This window comes from Desulfovibrio sp. SGI.230 (assembly GCF_050313065.1).
Taxonomy (GTDB): Bacteria; Desulfobacterota; Desulfovibrionia; order Desulfovibrionales; family Desulfovibrionaceae; genus Desulfovibrio.
In genome coordinates, this window is the sequence record NZ_JBNPKS010000020.1 from 1 (window position 1) to 14,734 (window position 14,734).

At 66.3% G+C, this 14,734-nt stretch carries 11 protein-coding genes and 1 CRISPR repeat array; of the genes, 4 read left to right on the forward strand and 7 right to left on the reverse strand.

Going from position 1 to position 14,734, the window contains the following annotated elements; translation table 11 throughout:
- Nucleotides 1-19: 19 nt before the first annotated feature.
- From ACQRAG_RS11335 to ACQRAG_RS11350, 4 genes are all read right to left on the reverse strand, one after another.
- Nucleotides 20-2,065: a dipeptide ABC transporter ATP-binding protein gene (locus ACQRAG_RS11335; protein WP_427804003.1), complete on the reverse strand. Its 2,046-nt coding sequence runs from the start codon at nt 2,063-2,065 to the stop codon at nt 20-22.
- A gap of 209 nt (nt 2,066-2,274) precedes the next feature.
- Nucleotides 2,275-3,816 carry an ABC transporter substrate-binding protein gene (locus ACQRAG_RS11340; RefSeq protein ID WP_427804004.1) on the reverse strand — a complete coding sequence of 514 codons (1,542 nt, stop codon included), beginning with the start codon at nt 3,814-3,816 and terminating at the stop codon, nt 2,275-2,277.
- A 118-nt stretch (nt 3,817-3,934) separates the two neighbouring features.
- The gene (locus tag ACQRAG_RS11345; protein ID WP_168935844.1) at nt 3,935-4,885 is read right to left on the reverse strand and encodes an ABC transporter permease; all 951 of its coding nucleotides are present in this window, start codon (nt 4,883-4,885) and stop codon (nt 3,935-3,937) included.
- Entirely contained in the window at nt 4,885-5,865 is a 981-nt protein-coding gene (locus ACQRAG_RS11350) for an ABC transporter permease (RefSeq protein ID WP_303931340.1), read from the reverse strand. The genes ACQRAG_RS11345 and ACQRAG_RS11350 overlap by 1 nt, the downstream gene beginning before the upstream one ends.
- 329 nt (nt 5,866-6,194) lie before the next feature.
- Between ACQRAG_RS11350 and ACQRAG_RS11355 the strand changes: the two genes are divergently transcribed.
- From ACQRAG_RS11355 to ACQRAG_RS11370, 4 genes are all read left to right on the forward strand, one after another.
- Nucleotides 6,195-7,181 (forward strand): TOBE domain-containing protein, encoded by a 987-nt coding sequence (locus tag ACQRAG_RS11355; protein ID WP_304014915.1) that lies wholly within the window; start codon nt 6,195-6,197, stop codon nt 7,179-7,181.
- Nucleotides 7,182-7,247: 66 nt separating this feature from the next.
- On the forward strand, nt 7,248-8,069 hold the full coding sequence (locus tag ACQRAG_RS11360) for a substrate-binding domain-containing protein (RefSeq protein ID WP_006006696.1): 822 nt from the start codon (nt 7,248-7,250) through the stop codon (nt 8,067-8,069).
- Between the two features lie 98 nt (nt 8,070-8,167).
- Nucleotides 8,168-8,863: an ABC transporter permease gene (locus ACQRAG_RS11365; protein WP_427804005.1), complete on the forward strand. Its 696-nt coding sequence runs from the start codon at nt 8,168-8,170 to the stop codon at nt 8,861-8,863.
- Nucleotides 8,860-9,510, forward strand: a complete 651-nt coding sequence (locus tag ACQRAG_RS11370; protein WP_289616792.1) for an ATP-binding cassette domain-containing protein — start codon at nt 8,860-8,862, stop codon at nt 9,508-9,510. Before ACQRAG_RS11365 ends, ACQRAG_RS11370 begins: the two co-directional genes overlap by 4 nt.
- A 143-nt stretch (nt 9,511-9,653) precedes the next feature.
- A CRISPR array of direct repeats spans nt 9,654-10,085; the repeat unit is 36 nt; unit sequence GCCGTGGTTGCCCTCCCAATTTCCCTCTGCTAATCT.
- Between the two features lie 99 nt (nt 10,086-10,184).
- Here ACQRAG_RS11370 and cas2 read toward each other — a convergent pair.
- Genes cas2 through cas9 form a run of 3 tightly spaced genes read right to left on the reverse strand, consistent with a single transcriptional unit; the run spans nt 10,185 to nt 14,716 of the window.
- Entirely contained in the window at nt 10,185-10,514 is a 330-nt protein-coding gene (cas2, locus tag ACQRAG_RS11375; RefSeq protein WP_204626565.1) for a CRISPR-associated endonuclease Cas2, read from the reverse strand.
- 9 nt (nt 10,515-10,523) lie between these two features.
- On the reverse strand, nt 10,524-11,423 hold the full coding sequence (gene cas1 / locus ACQRAG_RS11380) for a type II CRISPR-associated endonuclease Cas1 (RefSeq protein WP_427804006.1): 900 nt from the start codon (nt 11,421-11,423) through the stop codon (nt 10,524-10,526).
- Entirely contained in the window at nt 11,420-14,716 is a 3,297-nt protein-coding gene (cas9, locus tag ACQRAG_RS11385) for a type II CRISPR RNA-guided endonuclease Cas9 (RefSeq protein ID WP_427804007.1), read from the reverse strand. Before cas9 ends, cas1 begins: the two co-directional genes overlap by 4 nt.
- Between the last annotated feature and the right edge of the window lie 18 nt (nt 14,717-14,734).

The window sequence follows — 14,734 nt, forward strand, 5'->3', positions numbered from 1 at the left end:
CTTCCTCCCCGCCCGACACTCAACCACGCAGCCAGTGGCCGGGATAGACCTCCCGCCACGTGCCGTCGCTTTCGTCCCCAGGACAGGGCAGGATCTCTTTGCGTCGCTCGAACAGGGGATCCGGCACGGGCATGGCCGAGAGCAGGGCCCGGGTGTAGGCATGCAGGGGCCGGGCAAACAGCTCTTCCGTGGGGGCCAGCTCCACCAGACGTCCGTGACGCATGACGCCCACGCGGTCGCAGAGGTAGCGCACCATGGCCAGATCGTGGGCGATGAACAAAAAGGTGAAATCGTGCCCCTGCCGCAGATGGCGGAACAGGGCCATGATCTGGGCCTGGATGGAGACATCCAGCGAGGCCACGGGCTCGTCGGCCACGATGAAGCGCGGCTCCAGGGCCACGCTGCGGGCGATGGCCACGCGCTGGCGCTGGCCGCCGGAGATCTCGGCAGGATAGCGGTCCAGGAAACCGGCATCGAGACCCACATGCCCCAGCAGGCGGACGACTTCTTCCCGGCGCTGGCGGGCATCGCGGAAGACGTTCTGGATGACGAAGGGCTCGGCGATGATGTCTTCCACGCGCATGTGCGGGTTCAGGGCCGCGGAGGAGTCCTGGAAGATGATCTGCATCTGGCGCCGGCGTTCCTGCCGCAGGTGCGGGGCCTGGTCGTGGATGTCGTGCCCGTCGAAGAGGATGCGGCCCGTGGTGGGCGGATACAGGCCCATGACGGCGCGGGCCAGCGTGGACTTGCCGCAGCCGGATTCCCCCACCAGACCGAACATCTCGCCCCGGCGGACGGCAAGGTCGAGCCCGTCCACGGCCCGGACGGTCAGGCCCCTGCCGGGACGGAAGTGCAGACGCAGATCCTGCAATTCCAGCAGGGGGCGGTCGTCATCGTCGGGGGCGTAGCCGTGCGCATGGTCCTTTGTGGCTGCCGCGGCTGTTCCCTGCTGGGCGGCCAGGCGGTCATGCAGGCGCTGGTGCCCCTCTCCGAAGGCATAGCGGCTGTCGGACATCTCCAGCGCATGGGCGCTGTCGGTCCAGCACAGGCTGGCACTGCCCCGGCCCGGCGTGATGTGCAGGGGAGGCTCCACTTTGGGGGCCTGCGGGTGCAGCAGCCAGGTGGCGGCCTTGTGCCCGGGGCTGACCTCGAAAAAGGGCGGCATGCGCTGGTAGTCCACCTTCATGGCCCAGGCGTTGCGCTCCGCAAAGGCATCGCCCGGCGGCGGGTCCAGCAGGCTGGGCGGCATGCCGGGGATGCCCCGCAACTGCCCGCTGCGCACGGCCAGCGCGGGCAAGGCCCCCAGCAGGCCCCAGGTGTAGGGATGCCGGGGATCGTAGAAGACATCGGCGGCGCTGCCGGTCTCCACCAGACGCCCCGCGTACATGACGGCCACCCTGTCGGCCACGCGGGCCACCACGCCCAGATCGTGCGAGACGAGGATGATGCCCACGCCGGTCTTGCGCTGCACGTCGCGCAGCAGATCCAGCATGCGGGCCTGCACGGTCACGTCCAGCGCGGTGGTGGGCTCGTCGGCCAGCAGGATGCGCGGCCCCAGGGCCAGGGCGATGGCCAGCACGCAGCGCTGCCGCATGCCGCCGGAAAAATAGTGCGGTTGCAGGCGCATGCGCGCCTCGGGATCGTCGATGCCCACCAGCTCCAGCAGTTCGAGGGCCCGCTGCCGGGCCTGCTCCGGGCGCATGCGGCGATGGCGGCGCAGGGCCTCCATGATCTGGTCGCCCACGGGCAGGGTGGGGTTGAGGCTGGCCATGGGATCCTGGAAGAGCATGGCGGCCTGCGGGCCGCGCACGGCGCGCATCTGCCGCTCGCTGCAGGGCACGATGTCGCGGCCTTCCAGCAGGATGCGGCCCGAGATGCGGGCATTGTCCGGCAGCAGGCGCAGGATGGAGCGGCAAAGCACGGACTTGCCGCAGCCCGATTCGCCCACGATGGCCAGGGTCTCCCCGGCGTGCAGTTCCAGATCGACGCCGCGCACGGCCTGTACCTGTCCGGCGGGGGTAGCGAAGGTGATGTGCAGGTCTTCCAGTTGCAGCAGGGGCGTCATGGCAGGAGCGGGGTTGAGGTTGGAGAAGGGCGGCCGGACATTGTACGGCGCGGGGACGGCAGCCGCGCCCGCGTCTTTTCCCGGCGGGCCATCCGGCCGGTGCGGCGCGTCAGGTTCGGGACAGGGGGCCGCAGGACGGCAGACGACGGGGGCACCGCGTCCGGCCTGCGGACGACGGCACCCCCGTCAGAAACATCTTCCCGCGGCGTCTAGCGTTGCAGGGTCCAGTCTTCGATGTTCCACATGACGCCCACGGCATGATGCCCCAGGACGCGGGTGGTATCCAGCCCCTTGAGACCGGCCACGCTCACATAGTTGCCGTGCAGGTAGACCAGGGGCAGCTGCGCGGGCATGGCGGCATAGGCCACTTCAAAGGCCCGATAGGCGGCCTTGCGCTTGGCGGGGTCCTCGGTGGCGCGGCCCTCACGCAGCAGCTCGTCCACCTTGGGGCTGGAATAGGCCATGTTGTTGTCGCTGGCGCCGGTGACGAAGCTCTTGAACACGCCGTCGGGGTCGAACTCGGCGGCAAAACCGGCCAGATAGCCGTTGTAACCGGCCTTCCAGTCGAAGCGCGTGACCAGGGCGATGTTCATTTCCACCCCAGCTTTCTTGAACTGGCGGGACAGGACGTTGATGATGTCCACGCGCTCTTCTTCGTAGTCGCGCACCTGGATGGTGAAGGAGAAGCGCTCGCCGTTACGGGCGTAGATGCCGTCCGGGCCCTTTTTCCAGCCCAGGCGCTCCATCTCGGCCGCGAACTTTTTCAGGTCATAGGGATAGACGTCGGCAGCGGGGTTGCCGCCCAGAGGGCTGGTCTGGATGGGGCTGAAGGCCGGGAAGCCCTGGCCCGCCAGCACGCCGTCCACGATGGCCTGCTTGTCCACGGCGTAGTTGAGCACCGCGATGGAGTCCTTGTTGCGCTGCCAGAAGGGCGTGTGGAAGTCCATGGCCACCGTGCGCAGGTCGGCGGTGGTGAAGTCCACGGTGGTGAAGCCGTCCTTGCCGCGGAAGGTGCGGGCATACTTGGCGTTGAGCCAGGCCAGGTCGGCCTCGCCGGAACGCAGCATGAGGGCCTTGGTGCTCTCCACGGCCACGGTCTTGTAGACGATGCGCTCGATGGACGGCACCTTGCCGTAATAGTCCGTGTTGCGCTCCAGCACGATCATGCCGCCGGCCGTGTCCCAGGAGACGAACTTGAAGCGGCCGGTCCCCACGGGAACGTGGTTGGCGGGCACGGTGTTGATGTCGTGGCCCTCATAGAGGTGGGCGGGCAGGATGCCCATGCAGAAATTGTCCAGCATGGCCGCATTGACCCGCGCCAGCCGGATGACCACGGTGCGCTCGTCCGGGGCCGAGATCCGGCTGATGTCCTGATAGTTGCTGGTGATGGTGGAGGTCAGGGTCTTGTCGCTGGTCAGGGCCGTGTAGGTGTAGACCACGTCCCGGGCGCTGAAGGGCGCGCCGTCGTGCCATTTGACCCCGTCGCGCAGGTGGAAGGTATAGGTCAGGGTCTTGGGATCATAGTCCACGCTTTTGGCCAGGTCGGGCACGGGCAGGCCCTTGGCGTCGAACTTCATGAGCCCGGAAAAGATGATGGTGGGCAGTTCCTGATGGGGGCTGAGCACGGGGTTGATGGTGTCCTCGTTCTCGCCGGCATAGACCAGGGTGTTGGCCAGGTCGGCGGCCGGGGCCGGATGGGCGGTCAGCAGGGCCAGAGCCAGCAGGCAGCAGGACAGCAGGGATCGTTTCACGGCGGGGGTTCCTCGGCGGCGGGCCCGGGGCCCGGGTTGAAGGTTCTCGGCGGACGGGGGAACAAAGATGCCCCCGGGCGGGCGGCATGTATCCGGGGCAGGCGGGGCCTGCCGGTGTTCAGAGATTGCTGGGGCCCCGGACGCTGTTGCGGCGGAAGTGGTGACCCAGGCTCGTGATGCAGAGCAGGGCCGTCACCAGGAACAGGCCGGGGATGAGGATCACCCACCAGGTGTTGAGCAGCAGGGCCTTGTCGGCCAGGGCCAGCATGCTGCCCCAGGAAAGTTCGTCCACAGGCAGGCCAAGGCCCAGGAAGCTGAGGGTGGATTCCATGGCGATGCTGGTGCTGACGGCCGAGATGACCACGAAGAGGATGGCCGAGACCACATTGGGCACCAGATGGCGGCGCATGATCCAGCCAAAGCTGCCGCCCATGCAGCGTGAGGCCAGGATGTATTCGCTGTGGCGTATCTGGCGCACCTCGCCGCGCACGATGCGGGCCAGGGCGAACCAGCCCGTGACGCCGATGAGCAGGGCGATGCTCAGGGCGTTCTGGGGGCCCAGAAGGGAGACGGCCAGCAGCAGCACCAGCAGCACGGGGATGCTTTGGACGAGCTCCACAAGGCGCATGAGCAGGGCGTCGGTACGGGCCGGGGCGATGCCGGACAGGCAGCCGTAGGCCACGCCCAGCACGGTGATAACCGCGGCGCTCAACAGGCCGATGAGCAGGGAGGCCCGGCCGCCGAACCAGATGATGGAATAGATGTCCCGGCCCAGGGAGTCTGTACCGAAAAAGAACCGGCTGCCGGGCGGGGTGTTGCGGTCGGCAAGGTAGAATTCGGCGGGGTCGTGGTTGGCCAGCCAGGGCGCGCACAGGCAGCCCAGCACCAGCAGGAGCAGCAGGCACAGGGGCAGCAGGGGCAGGCGGGCCAGGCGCTGCCGCCAGCCGGGACGACGCAGGGCCGGGCGGTGTTCCCGCCAGCCCGCGCCCACCAGCTCGAAGGCATCGTCGGGGAGGGCCTCCTGCGGCCGGGTCGCGGCGCTGTGGGGGGCCGTACGGGTCTCGTCCATCAGCAGACCACCTCACCGCTCTTGATGCGCGGGTCGATGGCCTCGTTGATGCTCTGGGCCAGCAGACTGCTGATGATGACCATGGCCCCGGTGAACAGGACCATGAGCATGAGCAGGTTGTAATCGTGATACTTGGCGCTGGAGATGGCCAGCAGGCCGATGCCGGGATAGTTGAACACGGCTTCGGCCACATAGGTGCCGCTGAGCACATGCGGGATGGAGATGGCCATGATGCCCACCACCGTGGGCATGACGTTGCGCAGGCAGTGGCTCCAGAGCACGCGGGTGCGGCCCAGGCCCTTGGAGCGGGCCAGTAGCACATAATCGCGCCGTACTTCGTCCAGCAGCTTGTTGCGGATCATGTAGGCGTAATACCACAGGTGGCTGGCCACCATGACGGCCAGCGGCAGCACCAGATGGCGGGCGCGGTCGGCGATGTCGCCGGCCTTGCCGTAGCTGTAGGCGCCGCTGCTGGGCAGCCATTCCAGATTGACGCTGAAGACCAGCACCAGCAGCACGCCCAGCCAGAAGGCCGGGACATAATAGGCCGTGGTGCCCACCCGGCAGATGAGGCGGTCCAGGGCGCTGTGCTCGAAGCGGGCGCAGAGCAGGGCCAGGGCGATGGCCAGCACGAAAACCAGCGCGTAGGCCAGCCCGCCCAGCAACAGGGTGTTGCCCAGCAGGGGCAGGACCACATCCACCACCGGGCGCTTGTATTTGAGCGACATGCCGAAGTCGCCGTCCAGCACGTTGCCGGCCCAGCGTCGGTACTGTTCCCAGATGGGGCCGTCCAGGCCCAGGCGCCGGCGGGCGGCGTCCAGCTCGGCGCTGCTCATGGATTGCACGGCATCGCCGTAATAGGATTGCAGGGGATCGCCGGGCGTCAGGCGCGAGATGTAGAAGACCGCCAGCGAGAGCGCCAGCAGCATCAGCACCAGCAGCGCTGCCTTGCGCAGCAGGGAGGCTATGAGGGTCGGCATGACATCCTCCGGTCGGCCTGACGGTCGCATCCGGTTTTTGGTGTTACAAATTGCAAATCCGTGTCACGGCTATTTAGGGCCATAAAAGCTGCCGTGTCAAGGCAGGGGCCGGAAAAAAGCGGACATGGCGTGCTTTCGCGCCATCCTGCGGACAGGAGCGGCGCGTGCGCGTCCGGCTGTCTGTTGCCGCTGCCCGCCGCCGGAGGGGTGGTCACCAAAACATGGAAAAATCATTCCTGATTCTGCCGAAAACGTGACAAGAGCCGGGAAATGTCGTATGCCTTGCGCAGTCTTCGCGAGACGTTCAGCCCCTAAAGAGAGCCGCCGCAGTGTCCCATCTGACCCGAGAAAAACTGGAAGCCCTTTCCCGCTGCTGGGAGCAGTGGGAAGCCGAGGCCGCCACGCCCCAGCGCAAGGTGGCGCGTGCCCGGCTGCATCTGTTGTTCCTGCTGCTGCGTTACGGCGGCCTGCGCCTTGGCGAGGCGCTGGAGCTGGACGCCCGCAAGGATGTGGACACCGTGACCGGTATGGTGCATGTTCCGGGTCCCAACAGCCGGGACGTACTGCTGCCCCTGAGCGCCATGCGCCATGTGCGCCGCATCCTGAGCCTGCCCGAGGCCGAGAGCATGGGCAGGGACTTTTTGCACTTCGACCAGGGCTTCATCCGCAAGAGCTTCTATGCCGTGGCCCGGCCGCTGGGGCTGGACAGGGCCCTGGTGGGGCCGCGCGCCATCCGCTACGCCCGCGGGCTGGAGCTTCTGGACCTGCATGTGCCGGTCAACCTGGTGCAGAAATTTCTGGGCCAGCAAAAGCCTTCGCAGATCGCGGCCTTCCTCAACTTCTCCGACGGCGCCGCGCGGCGCATGGTCCAGAACAAGACCCTGGGGCCCTCGTCCGGCACGGACCCGCTCTGCAATTCCTTTCTGGGCATCGTGGAGGACATTTCCGTGGGCATGCGCATGGCCTCGGTGAGCGTGCGCACCTTCGGCGACATGCGCCTTGGCGTGCAGTGCAGCACGCGCCAGTTCGTGCATATGGAGATCCACGCCAACCAGGTGGTCACCGTGCTGGTGGACCCGGAACAGATCGTGCTCTCGCGCAGCCGTGCCACGCTCAGCATGGGCAACTGCCTGCCCTGTACGGTGCAGAGCATCCACCAGGATCAGGTGGAGTCCTTCGTCTCGCTGGAACTGGGCGACGGCTCGCGCCTGTGCGCCACGGTGGAGACGCCGGGCCTGCTCCGGGTGGGCATCTACGAGGGCCAGAAAGTCTACGCCCATTTCCCGTCACGGGCCGCGCGCCTGTGTCTGGACTGATATTTCCCGCAAGGGGCCGCCGTTCCGAACCGGCGGCGCATCATCAACCAATCAAGGAGTCGTATCATGAAAAACCTGAAAAAACTGTTCCTGCCCGTGCTGGCCGCCGCCTTCCTGGCCGCTCCGGCCCAGGCTGCCGACACGCTGATGATGGCCACCACCACCAGCACCCAGGATACCGGCCTGCTGGAATTCCTGGCCCCCACCTTCCAGAAAGAGACCGGCATCGAGCTGAAATGGGTGGCCGTGGGCACCGGCAAGGCCCTGGAGATCGCCAAGAACTGTGACGCCGACGTGCTGCTGGTGCACGCCCCCGCCGCTGAAAAGGAATTCGTCAAGGCCGGTCACGGTATCGACCGCCGTCAGGTGATGTACAACGACTTCGTGGTGGTGGGCCCCAAGGCTGACCCCGCAGGCGTCAAGGGCAAGGATACCGCCGCCGCCCTCAAGACCATCGCCGACAAAAAGGCCTCTTTCGTGAGCCGCGGCGACCAGTCCGGCACCCACAAGGCCGAACTCAAGCTGTGGAAGCAGTCCGGCCTCAATCCCGACAAGGAAGCCTTCTACATCTCCGCCGGCCAGGGCATGATGGCCACCCTGAACATGGCCGCTGAAAAGAGCGCCTACACCCTGACCGACCGCGGCACCTGGATCAAGTTCAACGCCCAGCAGGGCGCCAAGAACCCCCTGGCCATCGTGGTGGAAGGTGACAAGGCCCTGTTCAACCAGTACAGCGTCATCACCGTGAACCCCAAGCAGTGCCCCAAGACCAAGGCCGACCTGGGCAAGAAGTTTGAAGACTGGTGGGTGGCCCCCTCCACCCAGAAGCGCATCGCCGAGTTCAAGCTGGAAGGCAAGCAGCTCTTCTTCCCCAACGCCGGCAAGTAGCGTTTTTCCGTCCGTTGGCGGGGACGGTCTCCGGGCCGTCCCCGTTTTGTTTTTCGACCTCCCTCCACGGATTCCCTCCGTCGCATTCCTGGTGCTCTATGGACTATCTGGTCAACGGCTTCTGGGCGGCCTTCGCCCTGCTGGCCAATATGGACGACGCCACCTTCTCGGCCATCACGGCCACGCTGGTGTCCACGTCCTACGCCATGGCGGCATCGCTGCTCATGGGCCTGCCCATGGGCTTTGCCCTGGGCTATTGTGATTTTCCCGGCAAAAAGGTCTTGCGCCTCATCTCCGACACCCTGCTGGCCTTCCCCACCGTGCTCATCGGCCTGCTGGTCTATGCCTTCATCACCTATCGCGGCCCGCTGGGCGAATGGGGCCTGCTCTTCACTCTGCCGGGCATGGCCATCGGCCAGACCCTGCTGGCCCTGCCCATCGTGGTCTCGTGGGTGGCCCAGGCCGTGGAGGGCCTTGACCCCCGCTGCCGCCAGACCCTGCTGACCCTGGGGGCCCGGCCCCTGCAACTGGCCTGGCTGAGCCTGTGCGAAGTGCGCTTCGCCATCGCCATGGTCTGCCTGACCGCCTTCGGCCGCGTCATCACCGAGGTGGGCATCGCCATGATGCTGGGCGGCAACGTGCGCTATCATACCCGCACCATGACCACGGCCATCGCCCTGGAGACCAGCAAGGGCGAGTTCGCCCAGGGCATCGCGCTGGGCCTGGTGCTGCTGTTAATGGCCTTTGCCATCAACGTGCTCATGACCTTCATCAAGCACCGGGGGCGCATATGAGCCTTTTGTACGAAGTCCGCGGCCTGGTGCGCCGTTACGGCCGCGTGACCGCGCTGGACCTGCCCGCCCTGGGCGTGGACGAGCTGCGTATCCACAGCGGCCAGGTGCTGACCCTGGTGGGCTACAACGGCAGCGGCAAGTCCACCCTGCTGCGCCTGCTGGCCTTTCTGGAAGAGCCCGACGAGGGCCGCATCATCTATCATGGCGGCGAGGACCCGCGCCGCGAGGTGAGCCTGCTGCTCCAGGAACCCTATCTGCTCAAGACCACCGTGTTCGAGAACGTGGTGCTGGGCCTGAAGCTGCGCGGCCGTCGGGACGGTCTGGAGGACGCCTATCAGGCCGCCATGCGGCAGGTGGGCTTCGATGATCCCGATGCCATGCGCCGCCGCGGGCCAAATGCCCTTTCCGGCGGGGAACGCCAGCGCGTGGCCTTGGCCTCGCGCCTGGTGCTGCGTCCGCGCGCCCTGCTGCTGGACGAGCCCACCTCCAACGTGGACGTGCGCAGCGCCCGCGCCATCGCCGCCGCCGTGGCCCGGTGCCGGGCCGAAGGCGCGGCCATCGTCTGTTCCACCCACGATCCCGCGCTCATGCAGGCCCTGGGCGGGGAACAGCTCAAACTGGGCCAGGGCTGGAGCCTGGACGGATAAAGGGCCGGGCCAGGGGTGAGACGGGGGAAGGAGGGGGCCCTTTTTCTTGCGGAAAAAAGGGCCCCCTCCTTCCCCCGTACCCCCATCCTCCCCGCCAAAAACCGCTCATACGGGTCTGTGCGCGGCTGTCAGGCGTCTGGCTGGCCGTGGTTGCCCTCCCAATTTCCCTCTGCTAATCTGCCCGCCGGTGATGCTTCTATCCCGATGTAGCCGTGGTTGCCCTCCCAATTTCCCTCTGCTAATCTCGCAGATGGCCACGGAAGTTCTCGCGGAACGCCGTGGTTGCCCTCCCAATTTCCCTCTGCTAATCTCAAGATTTCGACGACTACGAGCAGACAGAGGCCGTGGTTGCCCTCCCAATTTCCCTCTGCTAATCTACATATGCCCGCACATGTACGCACACACGCGCCGTGGTTGCCCTCCCAATTTCCCTCTGCTAATCTTACGCTATGAAAGCGCAACGCCAGTATGTCGCCGTGGTTGCCCTCCCAATTTCCCTCTGCTAATCTATCAGGGCATCCTTTACCCACGCCCGATAGGCCGTGGTTGCCCTCCCAATTTCCCTCTGCTAATCTGGAAAATGGAAAACCTTGTGTTTTTACTGGAGAAAACAGTGTTTTTTCCGGTAAGAGCACAAGGTTTTTCCGTATGGGGCGCTGTATGGGCAGCACTTTTTAGAAAAGCAGCAATTGCGTGGCCGCCTCCTTTTCCATGACCGGCATGTCCCCCACCAGCAATCTCATGCGGCCGTACTGTTTTTCCGTCACCTGCAGCAGGCGCACACAGCCGTGCGGCGGCAGGTTCTTTTGCAGCCGCCGGATATGGGTCTCCACATTTTCCGGGCCCCGGCAAACGCGGGCATAGACCGAGAGCTGCACCCGGTCATAGCCGTCCCGCAGCAAAAAGTTGCGGAAGCGGTTGGCCTCCCGCTGGTCATCCTTTGTTTTGACCGGCAGATCGAAAAAGACCAGCAAACGCATGTATCGCACCTCTTCCGCGGGCATGCTCCCCCCTTATTCCCCAAGCTGGGGAAAGGGCGGTAGAGGCCCTTTTTCGGCATAATAGGCACGCACGGCCTCCACCTGACGGCCCACGGCCTGGGGCAGCAGGCAGCGGCCCCCTTCCCAGTCCACCTGCCCGTGCAGCAGGCCCAGCAACGCGGCCTTGTCCGCCGGAGCCAGTTCCGCGTCGTCCCCGGCCGGGCCCGCTTCCATATGGCGCGCCACCAGCAGGTCCGCGAAAGGTCGCCAGGCTTCCATCATGTCGTCGGCCAGATTGAAAGCATTGTACGGGCCCCGGTGATGGATGCCCAGCGCCGGGGCAAAGCCCCGTGCCGCCAGTTCCCGAGCCACACAGGCCCGCAGCAGGGCATAGGCATAGTTCAGCAGGCTGTTGCGCCTGTCCGCGGCGTCCGGGTCACGCCGGAAGTGGCGGAACAGGCGGCTCCAGTACAGGCGGGCGGCCACGGCTTCCACATTGTCCGGGTCGCCGCTGCCCACTTTGGCCCGCAGGGCCGCCACCCGTTCCGCGCCGTCACGGCCCAGCAGGCGCAGGCAGGCCGCCTGATTGCCGATCTTGGCCCGTACGCAGGCCTGCCACAGCCGTTTTTTGCGTACTTCTCCCAGCCCCGCCTGGGCTTGCAGGGTGGACAGCTGCCGGTAATAGGGCGCCAGCGGCAGCACGGCGGCGCAGGGCATGTGCCGGGCATCCACGGTCAGCAGCAGGCAACCTTGTTCCGCGCAGGCCGAGAGCAGGGCCGCGCTCAGGCGGGCCTGGGGCGTGTCGATAACCACGAAGCCCAGGTCTTCCAGCGGCAGGGCCACGTCCTCTTCTCCTTCCCGGCGCAGCAGCAGGCGTCCGGCCCGCAGGTCCAGCCGGGCCGGGCTGCTGATGCACAGGCCCCGCCAGCTCATGACCGGCCCCGGGGATCGGCCTCGCGGCGGACCAGGGACAGGCGGCCGAAACGGTCCACCCGGTATTTTTCAAAGCGCTTCAGATTTTGGATGCCGATTCCTCGAATAGTATTTTTCTTATCATGAGCAAGGCTTAAGCTGATATTGGCGGAACCTCTATCTGGACCCTCAAAATAGCCTTCCTTCACCTCGCCCTTGCGGTTCTCCGTCAGCACATAGCAATCCGGTGTCAGGGAAAAAAGGAAGTGATAGTCCTCCGTCAGTTCGAGCCAGTCCTTTTCATCCTTGTGCGCGACGCAGGCCCGCAGGGGCAGGCGTTTGTCCGCCACGTCCTTGGCGTAGACGGGCACCATGTAGAACTTGCCGTCACGGCTGTAGATGTCCGTACGTACTATGCCACCGTTTTTGGCCTGGGCCTGTCCGGAGCCCCGCTGCAAGATTACGCCGCTGCTGAACTCTCCGGCGCGCACGCGCACATGCCGGATGATGTCGCCATGTGCCGAGCGGGGCAGATCGTCCCCCGGCTTGCCCGCATCCAGCCAGCGGCGCAGGGCCGCCACCACGTCCGGGCAGCGGGCGGCGTCCTTGATCCTGTCCAGGTCGGCCACCGTCAGCCTGGCCACGGCCTTGCGCTCGTACAGCACGCGCCGCGTCTCCCCGTCGGGTTGCCGTTCCTCGCGGATGGCGCGCAGGGTCTCCTCATGCAGGGGGCCCTTGGTGCGGCCGCGTTCCACGCGCGAGACGAAGACCGAGCCCAGGGCCCGGCCCACCGTGGTGCTGAAGTCCTGCCACGGGCAGGGGATGTGCAGGCGTTCGGGGCCGTTCTCCTCCCGCTGGAAAGCCCGCACCATGCGTTGCAGCATCCCTTCGCTGCACGCGGCCACCAGCAGGGCGTCCAGGGCGTGATGCCGGTCGCCGGAGCGCTGGCCGTCGATCTTTTTCAGGGCCTGCACGCCCCAGTGGCGGCGTAAAAAGTCCGTCACCTGCCCCGGCCGCGCGAAGAAACGCCGCCGCGTCCTGCCTTCCGCGTCCTGCATGGGCACGTCATGGCGGGCGTACTCCTCCTCCAGCCAGCGCAGGGTCAGACGGGCCACATAGCTGGAATCCGTCAGGTTGCGGGCATGGAAGCGCCCCTGTACTTCGGCGCTCAGGTCGCGCAGCAGGTAGTTGCGCTTTTTCAGTCCTTTGAGCGGCAGGCTCTGGACCCATTGCTCAAAGTCGTGCCAGGCCTGCGGCTGTGCGGCGCCCAACCATTCCCACGGTGTCCTGCCGCCCTTGGCCTGGTTGGCCGCGTGACAGCACAGGCAGAGGTTGTGGAAACTGTTGTCGAAGGTACGGCTGCGCGGCAGGATGTGGTCCACCTGCACGGCATTGACGCCGTCGGCCAGCCATGCCGGGGGGATGCTGCCTTGCGGCATGGCGTTGCCGTAGGCACGCTCGCCGCCCGCATGGCGCCACAGCATGTAATAGGCGCACTTCCCGTCCTGCTGCCTCCACAGTTCATAGCGCTGCACTTCCCCGGCGCTGACCGTTTCCGGGCTCTTGCCCAGTAATTGGGCCACGGCTTTGCGGGCGGCTTCCTTTTCTTTGGTGCGCCGTTCCAGGCCCCGCGAGATGCGGTTGCGTTCCTCACCGCTCTTGCCTACCTCGCGCAGCAGCTCCACATGCACCCGGCCGGGCAGAAAGCCGAACTCGCGGCAGATGGCGGAGAACTGGCGGCGCACCTCGCGGAAGACGCGCAGGACCACCGGATTGCGGATGTCCGTCACGTCGGTCTTTTGGGCCGCGCGCGGGTCGAACCCGGCCAGCTCGCAGGCGGCGGCATATTCGCCGCAAGCCAGCATATGCGGCAGGATGGCTTCCATGGCCCGCAGGCTCAGACGTGCCGTGCCCTGAAAGATGCCCAGCTTCCCTTCCCCGGCGGCCTGTGACAGGGCCGCGATCCGGGGCGCGGCCAGCGGCAGCAGGGCCAGCACGGCGCGGATCTGGTCCAGATCATTGAGTTCGGACACGATGCGGGCCACCGCATCAGTCAGGCGCAGCCCCGCCATGCCCCGCGCCAGCAGGGCCGCCGCCGGGGCGGACAGGGCGCCCGTGGCGGCCAGCCGGGCGGCGTCGGCCTCGTCCAGACGCTGTTCATGCAGGGCTTCATATGCATCGCCAAGGATGCCCCTCAGGCAGGCCGTGCCCTGGCAACACTTGCCGGTACGCATGACCACGTCCGCTTTTTCGGGATCCTGGACGTTGCCCTTTTCCGTCACACCGTAGGAAAGGCCCGCAAAACGGCAACCGGCAGGCAGGCGCAGTACCTGCCGCAATTTTTTGTAGGTGACGGACTGCACGCTGCCGAAAACGGCGCACGCCGCCTGCCGCTGTTCCTCGCTCAGGGGCGTCTCTTCCCCTGTTTCCTGTCGCAGGCGCATATTGCACAGCGCCTGGACATAACGGAACAGTTCGGCCGTGGGGGCGAAGCGCGGGGCCCGGCGCTCCCCTTCCAGAAAGGCGCACGGCCCCACCATATGGCTGACGGGAGCCAGCGGCCGCTGCGCGAAGGCCAACTCCGCATAACGGCACCGGACCTCCTCTCCGGCCAGAGGGTTGCCAAGCTCCCGCTGGCGTGTGAACAGGATATCCACCTCGTTTTCCTGCAAGCTGCGCAGCATGCACAGGTCATAACGCGGTGCGCCGGTATGGTCGGCCCGGTTGCGACGTCGCTCCCGCGAGGCCAGCAGGGCACCGACGGTCAGGCCGCTGGCCTCCACTTCCTGCTGCAGATTCGAGACAGCCTGCAATACCTGGCCCATCTCCTTGTCACTGCCGCTGCGGTCAGTCTTGCTGTTGGAACGGAAACCGCGATGCTTGGCGATATGCAACAGCACCACGGCCCATTCCCGGGCCTCCAGCCGTCGCTCCAGCCCCTCGCGGCGCAATTGCCACGGATCGCATTGCGCGCCCCGCCCTTTGCCCAGATGGAACGCATCGGCATCCCGGACGCCGGGCACTCCCAGGCTGTCCAGCAGGGCACGGACACGCCGCATCCTTTGGGCCCGCCGCGCCGTCGTCCGGCGCTGCATGCGGGCCGTGCGCCGCTTTACGTTCAGCAGCTCCTTGGTCTTGGCGTTTTCGGGAACATGGAACAGCCGCACCCCCAGGGCATAGGTTGTCTCTCCCTGCGGGGTCTGCCGTTGCAGCAGGCGCTGTTCGCCTGTTTGAAGGTCTTCTTCCAGCAGGGCCCAGCCCAGAGAGCCCACGCCTATGTCCAGTCCGAGGATAACGTCGTCACGTACCTGCATAGGAATATCCTTGACAGT

Coding starts and splice junctions, on each gene's coding strand:
- ACQRAG_RS11335 (WP_427804003.1), bottom strand. CDS start 2,065: ATGACGCCCCTGCTGCAACTGGAAGACCTGCACATCACCTTCGCTACC.
- ACQRAG_RS11345 (WP_168935844.1), bottom strand. CDS start 4,885: ATGGACGAGACCCGTACGGCCCCCCACAGCGCCGCGACCCGGCCGCAG.
- ACQRAG_RS11350 (WP_303931340.1), bottom strand. CDS start 5,865: ATGCCGACCCTCATAGCCTCCCTGCTGCGCAAGGCAGCGCTGCTGGTG.
- ACQRAG_RS11360 (WP_006006696.1), top strand. CDS start 7,248: ATGAAAAACCTGAAAAAACTGTTCCTGCCCGTGCTGGCCGCCGCCTTC.
- ACQRAG_RS11365 (WP_427804005.1), top strand. CDS start 8,168: ATGGACTATCTGGTCAACGGCTTCTGGGCGGCCTTCGCCCTGCTGGCC.
- ACQRAG_RS11370 (WP_289616792.1), top strand. CDS start 8,860: ATGAGCCTTTTGTACGAAGTCCGCGGCCTGGTGCGCCGTTACGGCCGC.
- cas2 (WP_204626565.1), bottom strand. CDS start 10,514: ATGCCCGCGGAAGAGGTGCGATACATGCGTTTGCTGGTCTTTTTCGAT.
- cas1 (WP_427804006.1), bottom strand. CDS start 11,423: ATGAGCTGGCGGGGCCTGTGCATCAGCAGCCCGGCCCGGCTGGACCTG.
- cas9 (WP_427804007.1), bottom strand. CDS start 14,716: ATGCAGGTACGTGACGACGTTATCCTCGGACTGGACATAGGCGTGGGC.